The following is a 22252-nucleotide window of genomic DNA, read 5'->3' on the forward strand; positions in this document are numbered from 1 at the left end:
GGTAGAGACGCGATTCATCGCGTCGCGTCTCCAAACATAAAATAACCGTGCATTGAAATACGGAGACGCGATGAATCGCGTCTCTACTGTTCTGGCACCCGGACATTGACCTGGTTAGGGGCGCTTTCGTTATGCAACCGGTCAAACGAGGTGACGACGTAAACATACCGCTTGTCGGACCCGGCAGTTCGGTCGATGAAATGGGTCGTTCGTTCGCCCACACAAATGGCCAGAATTCGAGTGGGATCTTCGGTGTTAATCTTTTCTTTCTTTTCAAAACGGTATACGACGTAATACCGGGCTTTGTCGCCATCCGGGGCCGGACCGGGTTCCTGCCAAAACAGTTCGACGCCTTCCGGTGTGGGCGTTGCTTTCAAATCTTTCGGCGAAAGAGGTGGCTCGGGATCTTTCCAGGGCATCGGTGGAATTAGCGCCGGATACCGGTAAAAATCGGTCAACAAGGAATCACGAACACCGTTTAAATTATCGGTAAGTGAACGGGAACTGAAGAAAATGCTACCGTGAATCTGCGGGAACTGCCGGTTGTAGCGCAACTGGGTCGGCGTTTCCTCGGGGTTGTTCCAGGCCCGGTCGCGCGGAGTCGAGCGGTTGATGCGGAAGGCTCCCTGGCCAATGTACAAATGCCGGTTAAACCCATTTTTGATCCACCAATCGACCAAAAGCCGATACGGAACCTTCTGAAAATCCGTACTAAAATACACTTGGGGAGCAATGTAATCGATCCAGCCCTCGCGTATCCATTTGCGGGTATCGGCATACAGATCGAAATAGGAAGTTAAACCGCCCGTCGTTTGAGAACCTTCAGGGTCCTGGCTGCGGTTTTTCCAAACCCCGAACGGACTGACGCCAAACTTTACGTACGGTTTCAAAGCCCGAATCGAATCCCGAAGTTGCAGAATCAGCTGATTGATATTTTCCCGGCGCCAGTTGGCCAGGTTCATGCCGTTGAAATACGTCTTGTACGTCACTTCGTCCCGAATGACCTGTCCGGCAATTCCATACGGATAAAAGTAATCATCGAAGTGAATTCCGTCCACATCGTAATTTCGGACAATGTTGGTCACGATACTGGTTACGTAATTCCGAACTTCGGGCAAGCCCAGATTGAATAATTTCCGACCACCGTATTGAAGCATCCATTCCGGTTTGCGGAGGCTAATGTGATCGGAAGTAACAGTGGAGTTTTTGCTATAAGTGGCCCGGTCGAGGTTGAACCAGGCGTGAAATTCCATACCGCGATCGTGGGTTTCCCGAATCATAAACTCCAGCGGATCATAAAAAGGCACTGGCGCGCGGCCCTGCTGCCCCGTCAGCCAGAACGACCACGGCTCCGTGCTTTTGGCATAAAAGGCATCCGCAGCCGCCCGAATCTGTACCACCACCGCATTGATACCCGCCCGTTGGTGCTGATCGAGCATCGCAATAAATTCCGCCCGCTGGCTATCGGCCGGCATCCCTCGCACGCTCGGCCAGTCGATATTATCCACCGTCGCAATCCAGACCGCACGAAACTCCCGTTTGGGCGGATTTTGCGCACTTGCGTCACTCAATTTCCAAAAAAAACACACGAAAAAGACGAAGAAAGCCGGGGAATGAAAGCGCATGCGCAAACGGTTGATCAATAAAAGATGATGCTCAAAGATACGGAAGAACCGTCTCCCCTTTCAAACTTTGTTACCAATTGGTTTATTGCGTTGCGCCTACGCCATACAGCCTAAAGCCGCTTTCCTTTTTGGATTTTAAGAAGACAATCACTTTTCTTTTCAAACCCGTTTTATGAAACCGCTCGTTTAGCCACAAAATAATATTTGGAAAAAAATTAAGAACGGCGGATTTTGATGTTGAACAGTATTTGGTATAACTATTGTATACAGTAATTTTGAGGAGAAAATTGGGGCACAAAACCAATCATTATTTTACGTTTTAGTAAATAATCCATATTTTTTTATAAAAATAAAAGGATTGTGTTTAGTTTTGTGGGATCTCATATTGGTTGGATAAAGTTTTAAGGTCATTACTATCATGTCAGGAATCAAACTCGATCAGATCGATCGGAAAGTATTAGAAATTCTACAGACAAACGCCAAAATCACCAACGCTCAACTGTCAAAGGAAATTGGTTTATCCCCTGCCCCGACCCTTGAGCGCGTCAAAAAACTAGAAACTTCAGGAATTATTCAGAGCTACCACGCTCAACTGAACCGGGATCGGGTTGGCCTGGGTGTTACTACGTTTGTGCAGGTGTCGCTGGTTGGTCACAAGAAGCAGGTGACCGAATCGTTTGTCAATGCCGTGAAGGGAATTCCGGAGATTATTGAGTGCCACCACATTACCGGCTCAGGCGATTTTCTCCTCAAAGTCATCGCTAAAGACATTGCCTCGTATCAGGTTCTGATGCTGGAAAAAATCAACGAAATTGAAGAAGTGGCCAGTACCCAAACGATGGTGATTCTGTCCACTTTTAAAGAAAGCAAAGTACTTCCAATTCCCTGAAGGAGTTAAGAATTATGAATTAAGAGTTAAGAATTAAGAGTTAGCTGACGCATTTAATATAGCGAAGCATTTAACTCTTAATTCTTAACTCATCACTCTTAACCCCTTTTAGCTTTTCTCCGCTCCTCTCTTCTCAGTTTCTTCAAACTATCCAGGCCGTCTTTGGCTTCTTTGTGCTGGCTGGATTTGCGGTCGGCTTTGTCGATAACTTCCTTATAATACGTTTGCGCCTGATCATAGTTTTTTTCGGCAGCCGCAATTTTGCCCAGACTCAATACCGACGCCCAGTAATAAGCCGCATCGTAGGAATTGGTTTGCTTGGCAAAATCGATGGTTTTCTGGTAATAGGCTTTTGCCTTGGCTAAGTCGTGGGTATAATGCTGGTTGGTATACGCCAGAATATACGCTGCCGTTCGCCCGCCAACGCCTTCGTAACCATCCATTCCCCGTTCAATTTTGCTTAAAATACTGTTGGAAGCCGCCGTTGCCTCGTTGGTATAGCCGCGGACGAAGGCCGTTCGGGCATAATACCGCTCAAAATAGGGATTGTCAGGATACTGCTGCCACATGTATTTGGCCAGATCATACGCCTTATCGTACTGGTTTTCCATGCTATAAATCTGGAGCAGGAAATACCGGGCCTCCGTTCGGGTATAAAAAGCGTTATTGGCGGTTGCTTCCAACTGTCGAATCCCTTCTGCTTTGTTTCCTTTCGGAAAAAACATTAGAATAGGCTTCAGGGCCGGATAATTCTTAGGAATCCACTGGGCGTAATAATTGAAAAGACCGTCGCCAAAAAGCAATTCCGGTGTCAAATCGCCATTGCCTTTGCATTTATCGAAATATTTCAGCGCATTTTTACCGGCCCAGGTGGCCTTTGCCCACTTCTTGCGCTCGGAATACAACCGCCCCTTGAAACCGTAGCCAGCCGCCAGAAAAAAGGCCGGTTCAACTTTGTTTTCCTTATTGTCGTAGAGTTTCTCCGCCTTCGTAATCGTGGTGTCCAGATACGCCAGACACTTGTCATCGAAGTCGGTATTTTCGGTATTCGGAACAATTTTCCACCACTCGGCCAGCGCCATCAGAAAGTAGGGCATCGGGTGGTCAGGATACCGCAGTTTCAGCCAGCGAAACTCTTTGTCGGCTTCGTAAAATTTGTAATTATACAAGTTATTGATAGCCTCCGCCGACTCGATCTGAACGCCCGGATGCTTCAGGAGCATATCGTATTTTTTGTCAAATTCAGCCAGTGAATAGACCTGAGCGCGAGCCGACAGGGTCAATAGAAGGCCGATTAGAACAAGAATGTTTTTTTTCATTTTTAAGGGACACTGGTATCGTCTTCTATCAACGAAGTTTTTGAATTTCCAGTTTACGCGAGTAAATGTTTTTACGAACCCGCCGGATGCCTTACCTTTGACTTTTGCGTCAACTGGCACTTTATGCTGACTATCAAAGACAAGAATTTCGTTCCGTTCATTGATCAAAACACGCTGAAAAACCGCATTGTTCAGCTGGCCGAACAAATCAATCAGGATTACCAGAACAAGGAGCCTATGCTGGTGGTGGTACTGAACGGCGCATTCATTTTTGCGGCTGAACTGATGACCCACCTCACCATTCCGTGCCAGGTAACCTTTATTCGCGTGAATTCTTACCAGAAAACCACTTCGACGGGCGTCGTCCGGGAGATTCTGGGATTGAGTGAATCGCTGGCCGGCCAGGATGTGATTCTGATTGAAGATATTATCGACACCGGTCTGACGATTCAGCAGGTCTCTCAGCACTTGATGGAGCAAAAACCCGCATCGCTCGAAATCGCGACGATGCTGTTCAAACCCGAAGCTTTGCAGGTTGAGGTCTCCATTAAATACGTCGGTTTTGAAATTCAGAACCAGTTTGTGGTCGGCTACGGCCTGGATTACGACGGTTTTGGCCGCAACACGAAAGAAATTCTGGTGCTCGCCTAACGGTCGACCTCGCCCATCACGACATCGATCGAGCCAATAATCGCGACTAAATCAGCAATCATCGCGCCTTTGGATATTTCGCTGATGACCGACAGATTGTGGTAGGAACACGACCGCGCCCGGCAGCGGAACGGCACATCCGACCGACCATCGGCCCGGAAAAAGAAGCCCAGTTCGCCCTTCGGAATCTCGCCCCGGATGTAAAACTCCTGCGCTTTCGGCCGGATTTTCTTGGGGGCCATCGCCTGCGGATCAAAATCGCGGGTTCGTTTCAAATCGCCCGTCAGTTGCGTCAGACATTGTTCGGCAATTTTCACCGATTCCCAGCATTCTAAAACCCGCACGTTGGTCCGATCCCAACAATCGCCCAGCGTTCCCACCGTTCCTTCGCCAATTGGAATAGCGAAGTCAAGTTCGGGGTAAACGGAATAGCCATCGACCCGGCGCAAATCATACCGCAAACCCGACGCCCGCAAAACCGGTCCTGAACACCCGTAATTGATGGCAACCGGTAAGGGCAGAACGCCCACATTGGCCGTCCGTTTCACGAAAATCTTGTTCTCGATCACCAGTTGCTGCAATTCGATCAGCTTGGGTTTCAGGTACGTCAGAAACTCCTGACAGCGTTCTTCGAAACCAACCGGCAGGTCGTAGTATAACCCGCCAATCCAGATGTAATTATAAAGCATTCGCGCTCCGCTCACCCATTCCAGCAACCGCTGGAGGTGCTCGCGGTCGCGCATCATCCATAGAAATGGTGTATAGGCACCAATGTCCAGCGCGTAGGTGCCAATGGCGACAAAGTGCGACGCCAGCCGGTTTAATTCGGCCACCAAAACCCGGATATATTCGATCCGACGCCCGTTGACACTGCTTAGCAATTCCTTATCAATGCCCAGCATTCGCTCGACGCCCATGCAAAATACGTGTTCGCTGTTCATGGCGGCCATATAATCCAGCCGGTCGACAAACGGCAAGGTCTGGTTATACGGCAGGGACTCAGCGTGTTTCTCGAAACAGCGGTGCAGATACCCCAGATGCGGCACCACATCCACGATTACCTCGCCATCGGTAACGATTTCCATCCGCAGAACGCCGTGCGTCGACGGGTGCTGTGGCCCCATGTTCAGAATCATCTCGCCGGAACCGAGGTCATCGAGCGTATACTTGTTAGGCTCGGATGCCTGAAACAGGCCGGGTTCGTATTCGTATTGGATGGTTTGAGTGGTCATGGTATGCAAAGGTCGACAGCAGACGGTCAAAAATCAAAAAGAAATTTGCGGTATGCGGTTTTCCGTTTACGGCGGCTGACACGTACCGATTCAACAATTATTTCGCTACCAACCGTTGTGGTTTTTAAGACTTTATCTTACCTTTGCGTTCCTGTTTGAGAAAATATTTACAGCAATGGCTAAGAAAGGCAATAGAATTCAGGTTATTTTGGAGTGTACGGAGCAGAAGGACACGAATGTGCCGGGTACCTCACGTTACATTACCACCAAAAACCGTAAGAATACGCCGAGCCGGATCGAACTGAAAAAGTACAATCCGAACTTGAAACGCGTAACCGTACACAAAGAAATTAAATAATTGTAACCTCGGGCTTCCTCCCGACGATCCAAGATGGCAAAGAAAGTTGTTGCAACCCTGAAGAAGGAAGGTGGCGGTAAGAACTTCGCGAAAATTATCAAAGCCGTGAAGTCGCCGAAAACCGGCGCGTACACCTTCAGAGAAGAAATGGTCCCGCTGGAAGAAGTACAAGCCGCCTTGAAAGGCTAGTTTTTCCGGTTGTATGGTACATCGAAAGTCCCCTCTGTGGGACTTTTTTGTTTGTATCTTTGTTCGACAAAACAGACACGATGCGGTTATACGTATCCCTCATCGTCTGTGGTCTGCCATCAAAGTTCTAACATTTACGAAATGGGTCTGTTTGATTTTTTCTCGAAGGAAAAAAAAGAATCACTCGATAAAGGGCTGGAGAAGTCCAAAGAAAGTTTTTTCTCGAAGCTCAACCGCGCCGTTGTCGGAAAATCGACCGTCGATGAGGAGGTTCTGGATGAACTGGAGGAAGTATTGATTACGTCGGACGTGGGCGTGGGCACCACCGTAAAAATTATCCGGCGTATTGAAGACCGCGTCGCTCGGGATAAATACGTGAACACCAGCGAGCTGGACAACATTCTCCGGGAAGAGATTGCCGCGCTGCTGGCCGAAAACAAATCCGACGATGTCGATGATGACTTTTCGTTACCGGTCGATAAAAAACCGTATGTGATCATGGTCGTTGGTGTCAACGGCGTGGGCAAAACCACGACCATCGGCAAACTGGCGGCTCAGTTCCACAAGCGAGGCTATAAAGTGGTGCTGGGCGCGGGCGACACCTTCCGGGCTGCGGCCGTTACCCAGTTGAAACTGTGGGGACAACGCGTTGGCGTTCCCGTGATCGAACACGGGATGAATACCGATCCGTCGGCGGTGGCTTTCGATGCGGTCAAAAAAGCCGTGGATATGAACGCCGATGTGGTGATTATCGACACGGCGGGGCGTCTGCACACGAAAGTGAATTTGATGAACGAGTTGTCGAAAATCAAGCGGGTGGTGCAGAAATTCCTGCCCGAAGCACCCCACGAAGTGTTGCTGGTGCTCGACGGGTCAACGGGGCAGAATGCGTTTATTCAGGCCACGGAGTTTACCAAGGCGACGGATGTGACGGCTCTGGCCATCACCAAATTAGACGGTACGGCCAAAGGCGGGGTAGTAATCGGTATTTCGGATCAGTTCAAGATTCCGGTGAAGTACATTGGTGTGGGTGAAAAAATCGAAGATTTGCAGACGTTCCACAAGATGGAGTTCGTGGATTCGTTTTTTAAGAAAATCTAATGGTATGGCCATTGTGACCGATCTGGAAACCGTTCATCGTGAAGTAACCGACATCATGAAGCGGCACTACGGTGATCGACTTGCCAAAATTTTGCTGTTTGGGTCCTATGCGCGGGGTGATTTTCACGAAGAGTCTGATGTTGATTATTTAGTCTTATTAGACGAAGAAAATGTGTCTCCCTTCAAAGAAGTGACGACTACAGCTGCCGATCGAAACGCATTTTATCTCGAAACTTCCATTACCATATCGGCTGTTGTCGTTTCTCTTGGTCAATTCCTCACCTCAAACCGCATTTTTTTCAGAGAGGTTAAACGAGACGGAAAATGCATTTATGAGCGAGGATTTGAAACAATACTTGCGTAAAGCGCACGATTATCTGAGTATTGCGAAAAATGCACTATCGACTGACCTACCAGTAGGCGCTATTACGCCTGCTTATTATTGCTTTTTCTGGGTTGTGCGAGGGCTTTTATATGAGAAGAATATTGTGACGAAACGCCATTCTGGTGCCCGTGACATGTTTTCGCTTCATTACATAAAAACAGGTGAACTCCCTCAGCGTTTTAGCAATGACTTCAGTGTATTATTCGAACGACGTCAAATTGCGGATTATGATCTGGAGGGCGATTTCCCCACGTATGAAATTGAACAGGTAGTTGAAATTGCGGAGAACTTCTTGATGTATGTCGAAGAAAAATATGCGTAACAATCACAATTCCACACCATTAACACCGTATCTACTTTTAATGGCGTTCGCCCTTCTCTCCGCCTGCAAACCCACTCAAACCAGCAAATCGTTTCAGGGCATTTGCGGCACGGTTCTTTTCAAATCCGGCAACCACATGCCCGGCCCCGACCGCCCGATGCCCAAAGGCCAGCCCGTCGTTCGGGAGGTTTTAGTTTACGAACTGACGAAAATCGACCAGACGGAAGCCACCGACGACGGGTTTTATACCAAAATCAACACCCGACTCGTCAAGAAAGTAAAATCGGGCAAAGACGGCACGTTTTGCGTCAGTCTGCCAACGGGCACTTACTCCGTATTGGTGCAGGAGGAAAAAGGTTTGTACGCCAATCAGTCCGACGGCCAAAACAACATTTTTCCGGTGACGGTGGCGAAAAACCGCCGGTCAACAATCACGTTTGACATTTCGTATCAGGCGGTATTTTAACCGTCATGAATGTTTTTCTGATCACGGTATCGGTTCTGGCCCCCTTCGGCTGGGTCATCTACAAGTTGCTCCGCTACTCCGCCCAAACCATCGGTGACGAATCCCCACTGGTGATTGTCGTTACCTACGAAATTGAGGACTGGGAGTATTTTGTCAGCTTCAATTTTTTCTTTTTACTCTTTTTTACCCTGATCAATCTATTTTTTCTCTACGCTGCCGTATTCTTCCAGATTTCCGCTGCAGCCGTCTCCTGGCACTGGTTTATTAGATTATGTTTTCTGGCTAGCTCAGTTTACGCCTTGTGGTGGTGCGTTCTCCTTTTTCGGCTTGAATGGCAATATTGGCTCATCACGAAAGGGAAAACCATTACGCTCGACCCGACCGATAAAAGCCTGGAAATAGCGACCAGCCAGGAAACGGTTCGCTTAACGGCCGCCGACGTGGATGAGGTCGAAAAACATGCGCCCGGTCTTAATTCCGGCAAAATGGTTGCTGGTTACCAGTATTTCATTTTTAAATTGAAAGACGGACGCCGGGTTTACCTCAATCATAACAAGAGCTACCTGGATTTTGCCATCGACGATTATTTCAAAACCGTTCCCACCCAGCGCATTTCCCATAAAATTCCGTGGATTGTTGCCCCATAACTTTCTCCTGAATTGTACTTTTCCGAACTTTGCCCAAAATACCGGTGTTGTGCCAAAACGGCCACCGCTCCGGGTACTTAGCATTCTACTATTTTGAAAACAAAAGGATTACGCACGAATAAAATCAATATTGTTACGCTGGGCTGTTCCAAAAACCTGGTGGATTCGGAAGTTCTGTTTACCCAATTGAAGGGCAATGGCTACAACGTGTCGCACGAATCCAAGAAAGACGACGCCAACATTGTGGTTATCAATACCTGCGGTTTTATCGATAATGCCAAGGAAGAATCGATCAACACCATTCTGCGGTATGTGGATGCCAAAGAGGCCGGCGTGGTCGACAAAGTATACGTAACCGGCTGTTTGTCACATCGCTACAAAGATGAACTGGAAATTGAAATGCCGACTGTCGATGCGTGGTTTGGGACCAACGAATTGCCGCGATTGCTCAAAACACTGAAAGCCGATTACAAACACGAGCTCGTGGGCGAGCGGCTTTTGACAACCCCCGCTCATTACGCGTACCTGAAAATTGCGGAAGGCTGCGACCGTCCGTGTTCGTTCTGCGCCATTCCGCTCATGCGTGGCCATCACGTTTCGCGTCCGGCAGAAGAGTTGATCAAGGAAGCACAGTCGCTGGCCCGGCGCGGCACGAAAGAACTGATTCTGATTGCCCAGGATTTGACCTATTACGGGCTGGATATTTACAAAAAACGCACGCTGGCCGACCTCATCAACCGCCTGGCCGACGTTGAAGGCATCGACTGGATTCGGTTGCAATATGCCTATCCGTCCGGTTTTCCGATAAACGTGCTCGATGTAATGCGCGAGCGGTCGAATGTTTGCAATTATCTGGATATGCCGCTGCAAACCGGCTCGACGGAACTGCTCAAAACCATGCGCCGGGGCATTACCCGCGAGAAAACCGAAGCCCTGATCGAAACCATTCGCGAGAAAGTACCCGGTATTGCGCTCCGGACCACGCTCATTGTCGGACATCCCGGCGAAACGGAAGCGATGTTTGACGAAACGTATGCGTTTGTGGAAAAGATGCGTTTCGACCGGCTGGGAGCCTTTACGTATTCCCACGAAGACAATACGCACTCGTACACGATGCCCGACGACATTCCGGCCGACATCAAGCAGGAACGCGCCGACGCCATCATGGATCTTCAGCAGGGCATTTCATCGGAGCTGAATCAGGAAAAGCTCGGCCATACGTACAAGGTGCTGTTCGACCGGAAAGAAGGCGGTTTTTTCATCGGCCGAACGGAATTTGATTCGCCCGAAGTCGACAATGAAGTGCTGGTTCCGGCGGGTCAGTATGTCCGGCAGGGTGATTTCGCCAACGTCCGCATCACAGAAGCCCACGAGTTCGACTTATACGGTGTAGTAACCGTATAACAAAAATAGCTAACTCCCTCTCAACCAAGCCGGTTTTTCAGTATATTTGGGTCCGAACCTTCCCGACGGTATGGCTTCTCTTTACCGGCTTATTGCGTTTTTGTGGCTTCTGTCTCCGGTTCTGGCCCGGGCAGATCAACCTGCTATATCCATTTCGTCTGGTAACCAAACCCATTTTCTCGATCATGACCTCTGGTTTGTTCAGGATACCGCCCATCGCCTGACCATCGATCAGATTTTGCGCCCGGAGCTGGCCGCGGCTTTCCAACCCAGTTTGTCACCCATTCCCAATTTTGGCTACACCAGCGGCAGTCAACACGCCTACCCGGTCTGGTTGCGCTTCCGACTCAAAAATACGTCCGGTCAACTTCAGGCCCTGTTCTGCGAAATTGATTTCTGGGCTTTCGACGATCTGCAACTGTTCATCACCGACGGGCAAAAACTGCTCCATCGCTCGCCCGTGTACGGCTGGAAAACGCCGGTCACGCGAAAAGGGGTTTACCACCGGAATTATTGGTTTCCGTTTTCCTTGCCCGCCGGTGCGGAAGTAACCTGCTATGTTCGGGCGCTTAAAAGCCGCGGGGTGCAGGTGGTTCCCATCACCATCCGGCCGCAAAGTACACTCGACACTTTTATTTTAAGCGATTACGCCTTCTGGGGCGGTATTTTTGCCGTATTCCTGTTCGTTATCGTCATTAGTTTCTTCTTTTACCTGACCACCATCGACCGCATTTACGCCAAGTACATTTTGTGTGTAATCGGTCTGGCGGGTTATTTTTTCATCAATGACGGTTTTTTGTACCAGTTCTTCTTCGAAAGTCAGTTTCGGATGCCCAACCGAAATATTTATTTCGTGTTTCCACTGCTGCTCTTTTTCTTCCAGCTGCTGTTTGTCCGATCCTTTCTGTCACTGGAAAATACGCCCAGCCGCTTGTGGCATCGCGTGGCAACCGTGGCTCTGATCGGGGGCGTGTTCTGCCTGACTTCCTTACTGATCGAATGGATCACCTACGTGCCGCCCGTAGTTGAACTGATCGTGATGCGGATTTTCATTGTTTTTTACTGGCTTCCTATGCCGTTGATCTGGGCGTTTATCGTGATCAACCTGATCCGGCGGTATCGTGTGCAGGAAGCCTGGCTCTATCTGGTGGCCGTCAGTCCGTTTTATACGCTCAACTTCCTGATTATTCTTTGCAATCTCGAGCTATTTCCAACCTACGCTTTTCTGGAGAGCTACGAAAATTTTGCGCTAGCCGCTTTGTTTGAAGTGATGATTCTGACGTTTGGGTTGGCGTATCGGTACAAACTCATTCGTGACCACAACGAGCGACTCAGCGAAGAGCGAACCCTGCAACAACGGCTGGCCTACGAAGCGCACGTGCAGGGATTACAGCTCAAAAATGATTCGTTGCAGGAAAAAGAGCGGATTGCCCGCGATCTGCACGATAACGTCGGGGCTCAGTTATCTTTCATTGTCAACAGCTTACAGCAAATCGGGCGCCAAGCCGAGAAGCAGGCGGTGGCCAACACGCACCAGTTATCCTCGCAGCTCCGGTCGGTTGTCGATTACACCCGCGAAGCCATCAAAATGCTCCGCGATACCATCTGGGCCATCCATCAGGAGAGTTTTACGCTGGACGAATTTGAGGAGCGGATCAACCACTACGTCAACCGGTATTTCCAGCAAATGGACCCGCTCCGGATTACGATTCAAACGGAGGGCCAACTCGCTCAGCCGCTGACGTCCGTGCAGGCACTGAACATGTTTCGGATTATGCAGGAAGCCTTACACAACGTTGTTAAACACGCCCAGGCTACGGAAGTGACGGTTCTGCTCCAAGCCAAACCCGATGGTGCTTTTCACCTGAGTGTCAGCGATAATGGCAACGGCTTATCGTGGCATCAGGACGAATCGCTTGAGCATCACTACGGACTACAAAACATGAAGAAACGGGCCGAAGAACTGGGCGGCCACTTCCGGATCTACTCCGACCGCGGCACGGTTGTGGAAGTAGCCGTTTAGCACCCACGGCCGTCCGGCCGTGGTACGTTATTCGATCCAGACGGTTTTGATATTCAGGAATTCCTTCATGCCAACCTCCGACAACTCCCGTCCGAAACCCGACAGCTTCACCCCGCCAAAGGGCACGCGCGCATCGGAGCGCATCAGTGAATTGACAAACACCGAACCCGCCTGAATTTGCCGCGCCAGTCGGTCGGCCCGATCCAGATCCTGCGTCCAGAGTGCCGAACCCAAGCCGTAGTTGGATTGGTTGGCGAGTTTGACCGCATCCTGTTCGTCTTTGGCTTCGATCACGACCGCCAGCGGGCCGAAGGTTTCTTCGTCGAATGCTGTCATACCCGGTTTTACTTTATCGAGCAAAATCGGTTGAACATTGCAACCCGCCCGGTTGCCGCCCGACAGAATACGGGCTCCCTGCCGAACCGTTTCTGCGCATTGGCGTTCAATGGTTTCGGCCAGATCAATTCGCGCCACCGGCCCCATCGTCGTCGTTTCCAGCGTCGGGTCGCCCTGCTGAATGGCCTGAATATGATGTAAAACCCGCTCAGTAAATTCTTTTTTAACCGACTTTTCGACAATAAACCGCTTGGCGGCAATGCAGCTTTGTCCGGCGTTCTGCATCCGCGATTGGGCGGCTACTTCAGCGGCTTTTTCCAGATCAGCATCGGCCAGCACAATCAGGGCGTCACTACCGCCCAGTTCCAGAACCGATTTCTTGATCTGGCTTCCGGCAATACCGGCCACCGACGCCCCGGCTCTTTCGCTACCGGTCAACGTGACGGCTTTGACGCGTGGGTCTTTCAGAACGGTTTCAACGGTTTTTGATTCGATGAGCAGGGACTGAAAAGCACCGGTCGGAAAGTCACAGGCGCGGAAGATTTCTTCAATGGCCAGCGAACAACCGCTGACGTTGGCGGCATGTTTGAGCAAACCGACATTGCCGGCCAGCAACGACGGAATGGCAAACCGGAACACCTGCCAGAACGGGAAATTCCAGGGCATAACGGCCAGCACGACGCCCAGCGGCTGATAGGAAATAAAACTCTTTTTGGCTTCCGTTTCAATCGCCCGATCGGCCAGAAATTTCGGTGCATGTGCGAGGTAGTAATCACAACCTACGGCACATTTCTCAATTTCGGCAGCGGATTCCTTGAGCGTTTTGCCCATTTCGGCGGTCATCAATTCGGCGTAACGCTGCTTTTCGCTGCGTAGGTAAGCGGCCACTTTTCGGAAATACGCCAGACGTTCCTCCAGCGACAGGGCCGACCAGTCTGTAAAAGCGCGATCGGCCTGTTTGATTTTCCGGTCGAGAGACTGCGCACTCAAAGCCGGGTAGGTTTTAATCTTTTTCTGGGTGTAGGGATTGACCGATGTAACGTTCATAGCACGCTGGTTTTTATACGTAAACAAAAAAACACCCCAACCGATTGAGCAGTTGGGGCGAATTTTGGGTAGTTAGAAATCAAGGTATACAGGGTGAACCCGACAAAGGGCCGGTATCTTTTTCGATTTCCCGCACCAGCAAAACCATGGTATCGATCATCTGTTCAACCTGCTCATAACCGGCAATGGCGTGAAATTTCGCCCGAAGCTCCTCCATGCAGGTATGAACCGCCACCAAAAGCTGCTTGCCGCGTTCGTTGATAAAAATCTGGCTTGAGCGGGAATCCCGCTCATTTTTAACCGTATAAATATAACCGTCGTCTTCGAGCAGTTTGACGACTTTGCTCATCGCCTGTTTGGTTACACCCGCTCGTTTGGCCAGTTCATTGTTCGTAGTGCCGTGCTCTTCCAGATTGCCCAGAAAAGCAATGTAACTCGCCTTGAAATTCGTAAAGCCGAGTTCAGAGAGCCGCTGTTCGGCATGACGACCCAAAAACCGCTTCAATTTCGACATGACCCGGCCCAACGACCGTTCACGGATCGCATAAAATAACTGAAAATCAAACGGCTGTTTAACCGCTACCACTTCGGTATTCATGATCATTTTAATCGTTACAGAGCCGTCAAGTTACAAATTTCCACAATGTGATACTCATGTGTTATCCAAACCAGCCGACCGATGAACCAGATTTTGGTGTATTAAAATACTATTAAAGCAGAAAGAAAGTAGTCAATTAAGTTGACTAATCCGTTAACTCGTTCTACTTTTGTGCAAAATTAGTCAACCAAGTTTACTAAAACAAAATTTGTTAAATTTTTTCTAAAAATGGCAACAGAACAAACCACACCTGTAAAAAAGTACCTTCCGCGTCTGATTGTGCTGGTCATTGTGGTAGCGGCTGCTTTCTACGGTTTTCAATCCTATCGCTATAATCAGCACTACGAAACGACGGATAATGCGCAGATTGAAGGCAGTACAGCACCGGTTTTGGCGCGCGTAGCCGGGTATGTGCAGCAGGTCTCCATCGAAGATTATGCCGCCGTTAAACGAGGCCAGGAATTGATCACCGTCGATCCGCAGGAATACGAGGTGGCGCTGCAACAGGCCGAAGCCGATTATCAGCAAACGCTGGCCGACATTCAAACGGCACGGGCTGATCTGCAAAACGCCCAGGCCAGTTACCGCAATGTGCAGCAAAATCTGAAAGTGACGCAATCGAACGCGGATGTACAATCGTTGCGCGTATCGAAAGCCGCCAACGACCTCAAACGTGACGAAAATCTCTACAAAGGCCAGTCGCTGACGCAAAAGCAACTGGAAGACTCCCGCAACAACTCCGAAGTTCAGGCCCGGCAATTCGAAGCCAATGTGCAGCAGGTTGGTCTGGCGAAAACCTCGGAAGGCGTGGCGCAGGCCAACATTGCGAAAGCGCAGGCCAATATTCTGAAAGCACAGGCCCTGCTCAAAGTGAAACAGGCCGCCATCGACAACGCCAAACTCCGGCTGGGCTATGCCAAAATTACCGCTCCGATTGCCGGAAAAATTGGTAAGAAAAACGTCGTGGTCGGCCAATACGTACAACCCGGTCAGAACCTGTTCACGATCGTGAATGACTCGACGTTCTGGGTAGTCGCCAATTTTAAAGAAACCCAACTGGAACACATGCGCGTTGGTCAGCCGGTGGACGTAAAAATCGACGCCTATCCGGATCTGGACGTAAAAGGCAAGGTGGTTTCGCTCTCGGAAGCGACGGGGGCCAAGTTTGCGCTTCTGCCGGCGGATAATGCATCCGGCAACTTCGTAAAAGTTACACAACGCGTACCGGTGAAAATTGAAATCGAAAATCCGGCGAAATACAAAGGCTTGCTGCGCGCGGGTTTGAGTACCGACGTAGCCGTGAAAGTTCAGTAAATTATGGCAGCAGCAGCAGGATTTAAACGATGGATCGTCGTCATCACAACCGTATCGGCGGCTATTCTGGAGCTGATCGACACCTCGATTGTGAACGTCGGTCTGACCCAAATGGCCGGAAATCTGGGCGTTACGATCGAAGATATTTCGTGGGTCGTCACGGCCTACGCCATTGCCAACGTGATCATTATCCCGATGACCGGTTTTTTGCAGAGTTATTTCGGCCGGAAAACCTATTACATTGGCTCCATTATTCTCTTTACCGCTGCCTCCTATTTGTGCGGTATTGCCGATAATCTGTGGATGCTGGTGGCCTTCCGGTTTCTGCAGGGAATTGGCGGGGGAGCGTTGCTATCCACGTCCCAGGGCATCATGTACGATGCGTTTCCGCCCAATCAACGCGCCATTGCCTCGGCACTTTTCGGGATGGGCATTGTGATGGGACCAACGCTCGGACCCACGCTGGGCGGTTACATCATTGACAATTACCACTGGAGCTGGATGTTTTTCATCAACGTTCCAATCGGTATTCTGGCGGTTTTTCTGTGCACGACGTTTGTCGAAAAGCAACCCTACGAGTTTAATATTGACCGCAACAAGATTCATATTGATCAGATCGGTATTCTGTTGCTGGCTGTGGGTGTCGGCAGCCTGCAATACGTGCTGGAACGGGGCGAAGCCGACGACTGGTTCGACGACCACGCGATTCTGTACCTGACCATTACGGCCGCCATTTCCATTCCGCTGTTTCTCTGGTGGGAACTGAAAACAAAGGGTCCGGTGATGGATCTGCGGGTGGTCGGACGAAATCGCAATCTCGCCATTGGTTCCATTCTGGTATTTATTATCGGCTACGGCCTGTTCACGTCCATTCTGCTCTTCCCGCTGTTTGCCCAGCGCATCGTTGGCTACACGGCCACCAAAACCGGGAATATATTGATTCCGGGCGGAGCGGTGGCGCTGGTCATGTTTCCGGTGGTCGGGCGGTCGATGGCGGCTGGTGTTTCTCCGCGGATTTTTGCCATTCTCGGCTATCTGGCCTTCATTCTGTTCTGCTACATGATGTCGAACCTCAACGCCGACGCTGGTGAGCGCGATTTTACGTGGGCGTTACTGGTGCGCGGGGTTGGTCTGGCGATGATCAATGCCCCGCTGATCAATCAGTCCATTTCGACGCTGAAGCCGTCCGAACTTCCGACCGGTATTGCTTTCACCAACATGGTCAGGCAATTGGGCGGGGCTTTTGGCGTCGCAATCACCAATACGTATATCGCCCAGCGCAGTGCCGTTCACCGCAATGACCTGGTCTCGAATCTTCAAGCTGACGATTTGCTGACGACCGACCGGCTCAATGCGATGGCGCAGAGCCTCGCGTCGCGGGGCGTGAACGCGCTCGATTCGGTAACGGGTGCTTATCGGAACATGGATGCCATTATTTCCAAACAGGCCCTGATGATTTCGTATCTCGATACCTTCCGGCTCGCCGGACTGTTTTTCGTGGTGACCTTACCGCTGTTATTTCTGATGCAGAACAAAAAAATGGACCCGGCAGCCGCCAAAGCCGCAGCCGATGCCGCTCACTGACCGATCGACCAGACGAAGTTATCAATCACGGCTGGATTTTATCCACAATTCCACAGACCAATCGAATGAAACCATTTAGTCTCTTTTTACTACTCACCCTGACGACGGTCACCGCAGGAGCGCAGTCCATTCCTGACGACTTGCGGGGGCTTATCAATCAGGCCAATACGAACTTTCCGCGTCTGAAAGAGCAGGAGCAGCAACTCCGGGCGGGCGAAGTGCACGTAGATATCGCCCGTTCAGCTTACCAACCCAACATTACCGGCAACGGAACGTATCAATACGTTACACCCGTAGCGAAAGCCACGTTGCCCGTCAACGGGAAAGATCAGACCATCCAGTTTCAACCCAATCATAACATCAACGCCAACATTGGCCTTGGGCAGACGCTGTATGATTTTGGCCGGACAGACGCCAGCATTAAACAGGCCGTTGATCAGGTGCAGCTGTTGCGCCGAAACCTTGAACTGACCCGGCAAAACCTCGGCTATCAGGTGGCTGCGGCTTATTACGGTATCGGTTTTCTGCAAAAAAGTATGGTCGTTCAGGACTCGGTTATCAAAGTGGCGCAGGGAAATATTCAGATTTTTGCCAACCGCTTACAGAATGGCGAAGCATTGCAGTATGATTTACTGACGCAGCAAGTCCGGTTGAAAACCGCCCAAAATCGAAAAATTGATCTGCAAAACAATCTGGAGCGCCAACGTGCGTTATTGACGTATCTGACCGGTGATCCAAACCCGGCCATCAGTCCTGCTGCCGCTCAATTTGAGGCACAGGTTCAGCCATTCACACTGGAAGGAAGCCTGCAAACGGCGCAATCATCGAATAAAGAAGTACAACTAGCGCAAGACCGGGTTCGGGTGGCTCAAACCGATTTGCTGGCTAACGACCGCAGCGGTCGCCCCAACCTGAGCTTTAGTGGTTCGGCGGGATACCGAAACGGCTATTTGCCAGAAATTGGTACGCTGAAGTTTAACGTTGCCGCCGGGGTAAATCTGACCGTACCGATTTATTCCGGTAAACGATACTCACTGCAAAACCAGGCGGCCCGTCTGAATCTGGACGCCAGCCGGTATGCGGTCGAGAATGCCAACGCCCAGTTGCGGCAGAGTCTGGAACAGTTGAACGCCGACATTCGGAGTAACCAGCAGCGGTTGCAGAATCTGGAAACGCAGGTGTTACAGGCCCGGAAGGCGCTGGAAATTGCGCAGATCCGGTTGCGATCGGGCGTCATCACCCCCGTTGAGTTGCAAAGTGCCGAAACGGGCGTTGAAGAAGCGGAATTGGCCCGGTTGAATTACCAGTATCAGCTATTACTCAATCATTTAGAGTATAAACGATTATTGGGAGAAAATTTGTTGTAACCGAAAACGAAAAGTTGGTTGTCTGGCAAACTAAAAAATAAAACAGACGGTTCTTTACGTGTGGTTATTGACAGAACAGCCGCTCTCACACACGAGCAGATACTCATCTGCACCATTTGACAACCTGAAAACAGTTTACGACTATGAAAGATCGCGTAACCAACATTCTCAAAAACTTTGGAGTTAAGGAATCGGCCATTCATCCTGACGTTCACTTTACGCGCGATCTGGGTCTGGATAGTCTGGACACTGTTGATTTGATTATGCAGTTGGAGCAGGAGTTTGGCATCCGGATTCCCGACGAAGATTATTCAAAATTAACGACTTTTCAGGGCGTTGTCGATTATTTGCAGACGGAGCAACACGTCGCTATGGAAGCTTAATCCGGTTGAAACAATACGGTGAATAAAAAGCCGGAATGCACTTTTAAACGAGTTGCATTCCGGCTTTTTTGATTAACTACATCTCCATACTCACCAACGCGCTCCCCCGCAACACCGGGATGACATCGTAAAGATCATGCTGCAAACAGTAGATAATATCTTTGTGAATGCTCAGCCGGTGGAGCCGCCGGACGTGTGAGGAAGGGGCCAGAAAAGCCGGCAAATCGGCTTTCGCCTGCATATACATGCGCCAGGCCATCAGCCCGCTGTCTTCCGGAACCATATATTCATCTTTCAACCGCTCAATGAGCGCACCGGCAAACAACGTATCTTCCAGATTGACCCGCCCTTTCCAGCCCGCACACAAAATCAGAACATCGTAGCGTTCGCCCTGCAAAAACCGTACGACGGCTTCCAGATTCAGAAACGATCCCACCAGCACTTTCACCGCATTGCGCGAACGCGTGATGGCGTAGGTGCCATTGGTGGTCGTCATGGCGATGTCGGCGCCAATCAGCCGTTCGTCCATGTAGCTGAACGGCGAGTTGTCGAGATCAAACCCATCGACTTTTTTGGCATTTCGTTCGGCTGCGGCCAGATAGCCCCGGCCCTGCAACTGGCTGCACTCCTCGACCGTTGCCACCGGCGTAATGCTGTTGACACCGTGGGCGAAAGCGGTGACCATACACGACGTCGCCCGAAATACGTCGGCAACGACAACAATGGAATTTTCGAGTGAATCGGTGTGCAGATGGAGTAAATCAGGAGTCAGGCAGACGTCAATTGTTTTCATGCTAGGAGGTACAGGAACGCTGATTGGGCGGATTGACCGAATTTTAACTGATTTTTATCCGTACAAATCCGTTTAATCGGCCCAACCAGTGCTCCTATCCAGTTTATTTTTTTACAAAAGGTAACTTCACAACTTGCGCCTTCAACAGCCGGTCGCGGACTTTAACATAAATTTCGGAACCCGGTTTGCTGTATTCGGTCGGAACGTACCCCATGCCAATGCCTTTGCTGAGCGTTGGCGACTGCGTACCGGACGTTACTTCACCGATGCGGTTGCCGTCGGCGTCGCAGAGTTCATAGTGGCTCCGCGGAATGCCCCGGTCGACGAGTTCAAAACCGACCAGTTTCCGTTTCAGACCTTCCTTTTTCTGGTTTTCCAGGCTTTCGGAATTAATGAACGGCTTGGTAAATTTCGTCACCCAGCCCAAACCGGCTTCCAGCGGTGAAACCGTGTCGTCGACGTCGTTGCCGTAGAGACAGTAGCCCATTTCGAGCCGCAGCGTATCGCGCGCGCCCAACCCAATGGGTTTAATTCCGAAGGGTTCTCCGGCTTTCATGATCGCCTTCCAGACGGCTTCGGCCTGCTCGTTGGCGACATAAATTTCAAAACCGCCCGCGCCGGTATAGCCCGTGGCCGAGACAATTACGTTCGGAAAACCCGCAAAATCCGTTTTTTCGAACGTATAATACGACATCGAATCCAGCAAAACATCCGTCAGTGGTTGCAGCGCCTGGGCCGCCAATGGCCCCTGAACGGCAAACAGACAGGTTCCATCCGAGATGTTGACCATTTCCAGGCCGCTCCCGAACTCATTCTGGCTCTGAATCCAGTTCCAGTCTTTTTCGATGTTCGATGCGTTGACAACCAGCATATATTCTATATTGCTGATCTGATAAATGAGCAGATCGTCGACCACGCCACCCTCGCTGTTGGGCAGGTAGCTGTATTGCACCTTGCCGTCGTAGAGCAGCGAGGCATCATTGGCCGACACTTTCTGAATTAAGTCAATGGCTTTTTCACCTTTCAAAATGAATTCACCCATGTGCGAAACATCGAAAATACCGACGCCATTGCGGACGGTCTGGTGCTCTTCTATGTCGGACGAATACCGCACCGGCATCAGAAATCCGGCAAACGGCACCATTTTTGCCCCAAGTTGTTCGTGAATCTTTTCGAGCGGTACGTGCTTTAATTCCATAAAAGGAAGAATTGAGAATGCGATTCGGATTCCGGTTCAACGCAGCGATGGCGCACCTTATCACTAACCCGACTTACAAAACTACCGAATTGTTGACGGTTTTCCATGACTACTATTCCCTATAGCCGGTTTCTGATTGCCTTTGTTTTATTATTTCGCTCCGCATCCGTGCTTGCTCAAACGACTGTAGCCGGGCAGGTACGGATCGACGACACGAGCCAGCCGGTTTCCTACGCGCTGATTAGCGAGCCCCAGCACCGGTTCGGGACCTACGCCGATGCGCAGGGACGGTTTTCGGCGCGGTTTCCGCCGGGAATCGATACGCTTCTGATTAGCTGCGTCGGGTTTGAGAGTCTGCTTCTGCCACTAGCGGGCCTGGCCGATACCACGGTTTTCCGGCTGCGTTCCAAACCGAATGTGCTGACCGAAATTGTGGTCCGGGGTCAAAAACCGCGTCTGGCAACGGTGGGAGCCATTCGGAAACGGGCACCGATTGTCTGGGGCAATTGCTCGGGCCGGAACATCGAGTTTGCCTTGTACGTCCGCAATACCAACGGCATTCGGGGGTATTTGCAGCGGGTGTCGTATCTGATTGCGCGGGGGGGCGTTCCGTCGGCGCCGTTTCGGGTGCGGGTTTATGCCAACACCGATGGCGAACCGGGCGAGGACCGGCTACCGCAGAGCGTGGTGACGGCCGCCCGGCGGGGCAATACCTGGTGCGAGGTCGATCTGTCGCGCTACCAGATTGCGTTTCCGAAGGAGGGTCTGTTCATTGCGATGGAATGGCTCCCGACCGAGGAAGCCCGCTATAAATTCGCGACGTCATTCAAAATGCCGGATGGTCAGAAGAATGTGCGCGAATGTTTCGGGCAATACCTGGCGTTTTCCCGGGAGCTACGGACGGCCACCTACTGGGAACGCATCAACGGCGGCACCTGGCGACGCAACGCGCCCCTGTCGCGGGTCGGGCTGGGCGAACACCCGGTTATTCAGGCAAAGATTGCGCTGGAGTGAGGCACTA

At 50.7% G+C, this 22252-nt stretch carries 23 protein-coding genes; 16 read left to right on the forward strand and 7 right to left on the reverse strand.

What is annotated here, in order from left to right; all coding sequences use genetic code 11:
* Positions 1 to 83 precede the first annotated feature (83 nt).
* On the reverse strand, positions 84 to 1625 hold the full coding sequence (locus tag EHT87_RS26895) for a glycoside hydrolase family 10-like protein (protein ID WP_124909876.1): 1542 nt from the start codon (positions 1623 to 1625) through the stop codon (positions 84 to 86).
* A gap of 418 nt (positions 1626 to 2043) precedes the next feature.
* Between EHT87_RS26895 and EHT87_RS26900 the strand changes: the two genes are divergently transcribed.
* Positions 2044 to 2514: an Lrp/AsnC family transcriptional regulator gene (locus EHT87_RS26900; RefSeq protein WP_114406450.1), complete on the forward strand. Its 471-nt coding sequence runs from the start codon at positions 2044 to 2046 to the stop codon at positions 2512 to 2514.
* Between the two features lie 98 nt (positions 2515 to 2612).
* Here EHT87_RS26900 and EHT87_RS26905 read toward each other — a convergent pair whose 3' ends face one another.
* Positions 2613 to 3833, reverse strand: coding sequence for a tetratricopeptide repeat protein (locus EHT87_RS26905; protein WP_124909877.1), 1221 nt, complete (start codon positions 3831 to 3833; stop codon positions 2613 to 2615).
* A 123-nt stretch (positions 3834 to 3956) separates the two neighbouring features.
* On the opposite strand from EHT87_RS26905, the gene hpt reads away from it, so the two are divergent.
* Positions 3957 to 4484, forward strand: a complete 528-nt coding sequence (hpt, locus tag EHT87_RS26910; protein ID WP_124909878.1) for a hypoxanthine phosphoribosyltransferase — start codon at positions 3957 to 3959, stop codon at positions 4482 to 4484.
* Here hpt and EHT87_RS26915 read toward each other — a convergent pair.
* On the reverse strand, positions 4481 to 5716 hold the full coding sequence (locus tag EHT87_RS26915; protein ID WP_124909879.1) for an NADH-quinone oxidoreductase subunit D: 1236 nt from the start codon (positions 5714 to 5716) through the stop codon (positions 4481 to 4483). The two genes, hpt and EHT87_RS26915, sit on opposite strands and share 4 nt — an antisense overlap.
* Before the next feature lie 175 nt (positions 5717 to 5891).
* On the opposite strand from EHT87_RS26915, the gene rpmG reads away from it, so the two are divergent.
* From rpmG to EHT87_RS26960, 9 genes are all read left to right on the forward strand, one after another.
* Positions 5892 to 6074, forward strand: a complete 183-nt coding sequence (gene rpmG / locus EHT87_RS26920) for a 50S ribosomal protein L33 (protein WP_038121932.1) — start codon at positions 5892 to 5894, stop codon at positions 6072 to 6074.
* Between the two features lie 33 nt (positions 6075 to 6107).
* A complete protein-coding gene (locus EHT87_RS26925) occupies positions 6108 to 6263 on the forward strand; it encodes a DUF4295 domain-containing protein (RefSeq protein ID WP_111626371.1) in 156 nt (51 codons plus the stop codon).
* Between the two features lie 141 nt (positions 6264 to 6404).
* Complete coding sequence (gene ftsY, locus EHT87_RS26930) at positions 6405 to 7364, forward strand: signal recognition particle-docking protein FtsY (RefSeq protein WP_124909880.1); 960 nt, start codon at positions 6405 to 6407, stop codon at positions 7362 to 7364.
* A 4-nt stretch (positions 7365 to 7368) separates the two neighbouring features.
* The gene (locus tag EHT87_RS26935) at positions 7369 to 7728 is read left to right on the forward strand and encodes a nucleotidyltransferase domain-containing protein (RefSeq protein ID WP_124909881.1); all 360 of its coding nucleotides are present in this window, start codon (positions 7369 to 7371) and stop codon (positions 7726 to 7728) included.
* Complete coding sequence (locus EHT87_RS26940) at positions 7697 to 8071, forward strand: HEPN domain-containing protein (protein ID WP_124909882.1); 375 nt, start codon at positions 7697 to 7699, stop codon at positions 8069 to 8071. The genes EHT87_RS26935 and EHT87_RS26940 overlap by 32 nt, the downstream gene beginning before the upstream one ends.
* Positions 8072 to 8111: 40 nt before the next feature.
* Positions 8112 to 8537 carry a hypothetical protein gene (locus EHT87_RS26945; RefSeq protein WP_229321384.1) on the forward strand — a complete coding sequence of 142 codons (426 nt, stop codon included), beginning with the start codon at positions 8112 to 8114 and terminating at the stop codon, positions 8535 to 8537.
* 5 nt (positions 8538 to 8542) lie between these two features.
* Positions 8543 to 9184 (forward strand): PH domain-containing protein, encoded by a 642-nt coding sequence (locus EHT87_RS26950; RefSeq protein WP_124909884.1) that lies wholly within the window; start codon positions 8543 to 8545, stop codon positions 9182 to 9184.
* A gap of 93 nt (positions 9185 to 9277) precedes the next feature.
* Positions 9278 to 10588 (forward strand): 30S ribosomal protein S12 methylthiotransferase RimO, encoded by a 1311-nt coding sequence (rimO, locus tag EHT87_RS26955; RefSeq protein WP_124909885.1) that lies wholly within the window; start codon positions 9278 to 9280, stop codon positions 10586 to 10588.
* A 70-nt stretch (positions 10589 to 10658) separates the two neighbouring features.
* A complete protein-coding gene (locus EHT87_RS26960; RefSeq protein WP_124909886.1) occupies positions 10659 to 12611 on the forward strand; it encodes a sensor histidine kinase in 1953 nt (650 codons plus the stop codon).
* Positions 12612 to 12638: 27 nt separating this feature from the next.
* Here EHT87_RS26960 and EHT87_RS26965 read toward each other — a convergent pair whose 3' ends face one another.
* A complete protein-coding gene (locus EHT87_RS26965) occupies positions 12639 to 13994 on the reverse strand; it encodes an NAD-dependent succinate-semialdehyde dehydrogenase (RefSeq protein ID WP_124909887.1) in 1356 nt (451 codons plus the stop codon).
* Between the two features lie 79 nt (positions 13995 to 14073).
* Positions 14074 to 14592: a MarR family winged helix-turn-helix transcriptional regulator gene (locus EHT87_RS26970; protein ID WP_229321386.1), complete on the reverse strand. Its 519-nt coding sequence runs from the start codon at positions 14590 to 14592 to the stop codon at positions 14074 to 14076.
* A gap of 228 nt (positions 14593 to 14820) precedes the next feature.
* Here EHT87_RS26970 and EHT87_RS26975 point away from each other — a divergent pair, with 228 nt between their 5' ends.
* The 4 genes from EHT87_RS26975 to acpP all read left to right on the forward strand — a co-directional run bounded on the left by EHT87_RS26975 (position 14821) and on the right by acpP (position 19240).
* Positions 14821 to 15906 (forward strand): HlyD family secretion protein, encoded by a 1086-nt coding sequence (locus EHT87_RS26975; RefSeq protein WP_124909889.1) that lies wholly within the window; start codon positions 14821 to 14823, stop codon positions 15904 to 15906.
* A gap of 3 nt (positions 15907 to 15909) precedes the next feature.
* The gene (locus EHT87_RS26980; protein ID WP_124909890.1) at positions 15910 to 17490 is read left to right on the forward strand and encodes a DHA2 family efflux MFS transporter permease subunit; all 1581 of its coding nucleotides are present in this window, start codon (positions 15910 to 15912) and stop codon (positions 17488 to 17490) included.
* Between the two features lie 65 nt (positions 17491 to 17555).
* Positions 17556 to 18857 carry a TolC family protein gene (locus tag EHT87_RS26985; RefSeq protein WP_124909891.1) on the forward strand — a complete coding sequence of 434 codons (1302 nt, stop codon included), beginning with the start codon at positions 17556 to 17558 and terminating at the stop codon, positions 18855 to 18857.
* Positions 18858 to 19000: 143 nt separating this feature from the next.
* Positions 19001 to 19240, forward strand: a complete 240-nt coding sequence (gene acpP / locus EHT87_RS26990; RefSeq protein ID WP_124909892.1) for an acyl carrier protein — start codon at positions 19001 to 19003, stop codon at positions 19238 to 19240.
* Between the two features lie 76 nt (positions 19241 to 19316).
* On the opposite strand, the gene EHT87_RS26995 is transcribed toward acpP, so the two are convergent.
* Both EHT87_RS26995 and gcvT read right to left on the reverse strand, forming a co-directional pair.
* Entirely contained in the window at positions 19317 to 20033 is a 717-nt protein-coding gene (locus tag EHT87_RS26995; protein WP_124909893.1) for a 2-phosphosulfolactate phosphatase, read from the reverse strand.
* Positions 20034 to 20136: 103 nt separating this feature from the next.
* Entirely contained in the window at positions 20137 to 21231 is a 1095-nt protein-coding gene (gcvT, locus tag EHT87_RS27000; RefSeq protein ID WP_124909894.1) for a glycine cleavage system aminomethyltransferase GcvT, read from the reverse strand.
* Positions 21232 to 21336: 105 nt separating this feature from the next.
* On the opposite strand from gcvT, the gene EHT87_RS27005 reads away from it, so the two are divergent.
* Positions 21337 to 22245, forward strand: coding sequence for a carboxypeptidase-like regulatory domain-containing protein (locus tag EHT87_RS27005; RefSeq protein WP_124909895.1), 909 nt, complete (start codon positions 21337 to 21339; stop codon positions 22243 to 22245).
* Positions 22246 to 22252 lie beyond the last annotated feature (7 nt).

It is taken from the genome of Larkinella knui (assembly GCF_003858645.1).
In the GTDB taxonomy this organism is placed as follows: domain Bacteria; phylum Bacteroidota; class Bacteroidia; order Cytophagales; family Spirosomataceae; genus Larkinella; species Larkinella knui.

What these genes read in the sequence shown, in the direction of transcription:
- EHT87_RS26895 (WP_124909876.1), bottom strand. Translation starts at nt 1,625, where the DNA reads ATGCGCTTTCATTCCCCGGCTTTCTTCGTCTTTTTCGTGTGTTTTTTT.
- EHT87_RS26900 (WP_114406450.1), top strand. Translation starts at nt 2,044, where the DNA reads ATGTCAGGAATCAAACTCGATCAGATCGATCGGAAAGTATTAGAAATT.
- EHT87_RS26905 (WP_124909877.1), bottom strand. Translation starts at nt 3,833, where the DNA reads ATGAAAAAAAACATTCTTGTTCTAATCGGCCTTCTATTGACCCTGTCG.
- hpt (WP_124909878.1), top strand. Translation starts at nt 3,957, where the DNA reads ATGCTGACTATCAAAGACAAGAATTTCGTTCCGTTCATTGATCAAAAC.
- EHT87_RS26915 (WP_124909879.1), bottom strand. Translation starts at nt 5,716, where the DNA reads ATGACCACTCAAACCATCCAATACGAATACGAACCCGGCCTGTTTCAG.
- rpmG (WP_038121932.1), top strand. Translation starts at nt 5,892, where the DNA reads ATGGCTAAGAAAGGCAATAGAATTCAGGTTATTTTGGAGTGTACGGAG.
- EHT87_RS26925 (WP_111626371.1), top strand. Translation starts at nt 6,108, where the DNA reads ATGGCAAAGAAAGTTGTTGCAACCCTGAAGAAGGAAGGTGGCGGTAAG.
- ftsY (WP_124909880.1), top strand. Translation starts at nt 6,405, where the DNA reads ATGGGTCTGTTTGATTTTTTCTCGAAGGAAAAAAAAGAATCACTCGAT.
- EHT87_RS26935 (WP_124909881.1), top strand. Translation starts at nt 7,369, where the DNA reads ATGGCCATTGTGACCGATCTGGAAACCGTTCATCGTGAAGTAACCGAC.
- EHT87_RS26940 (WP_124909882.1), top strand. Translation starts at nt 7,697, where the DNA reads ATGAGCGAGGATTTGAAACAATACTTGCGTAAAGCGCACGATTATCTG.
- EHT87_RS26945 (WP_229321384.1), top strand. Translation starts at nt 8,112, where the DNA reads ATGGCGTTCGCCCTTCTCTCCGCCTGCAAACCCACTCAAACCAGCAAA.
- EHT87_RS26950 (WP_124909884.1), top strand. Translation starts at nt 8,543, where the DNA reads ATGAATGTTTTTCTGATCACGGTATCGGTTCTGGCCCCCTTCGGCTGG.
- EHT87_RS26960 (WP_124909886.1), top strand. Translation starts at nt 10,659, where the DNA reads ATGGCTTCTCTTTACCGGCTTATTGCGTTTTTGTGGCTTCTGTCTCCG.
- EHT87_RS26965 (WP_124909887.1), bottom strand. Translation starts at nt 13,994, where the DNA reads ATGAACGTTACATCGGTCAATCCCTACACCCAGAAAAAGATTAAAACC.
- EHT87_RS26970 (WP_229321386.1), bottom strand. Translation starts at nt 14,592, where the DNA reads ATGAATACCGAAGTGGTAGCGGTTAAACAGCCGTTTGATTTTCAGTTA.
- EHT87_RS26975 (WP_124909889.1), top strand. Translation starts at nt 14,821, where the DNA reads ATGGCAACAGAACAAACCACACCTGTAAAAAAGTACCTTCCGCGTCTG.
- EHT87_RS26980 (WP_124909890.1), top strand. Translation starts at nt 15,910, where the DNA reads ATGGCAGCAGCAGCAGGATTTAAACGATGGATCGTCGTCATCACAACC.
- EHT87_RS26985 (WP_124909891.1), top strand. Translation starts at nt 17,556, where the DNA reads ATGAAACCATTTAGTCTCTTTTTACTACTCACCCTGACGACGGTCACC.
- acpP (WP_124909892.1), top strand. Translation starts at nt 19,001, where the DNA reads ATGAAAGATCGCGTAACCAACATTCTCAAAAACTTTGGAGTTAAGGAA.
- EHT87_RS26995 (WP_124909893.1), bottom strand. Translation starts at nt 20,033, where the DNA reads ATGAAAACAATTGACGTCTGCCTGACTCCTGATTTACTCCATCTGCAC.
- gcvT (WP_124909894.1), bottom strand. Translation starts at nt 21,231, where the DNA reads ATGGAATTAAAGCACGTACCGCTCGAAAAGATTCACGAACAACTTGGG.
- EHT87_RS27005 (WP_124909895.1), top strand. Translation starts at nt 21,337, where the DNA reads ATGACTACTATTCCCTATAGCCGGTTTCTGATTGCCTTTGTTTTATTA.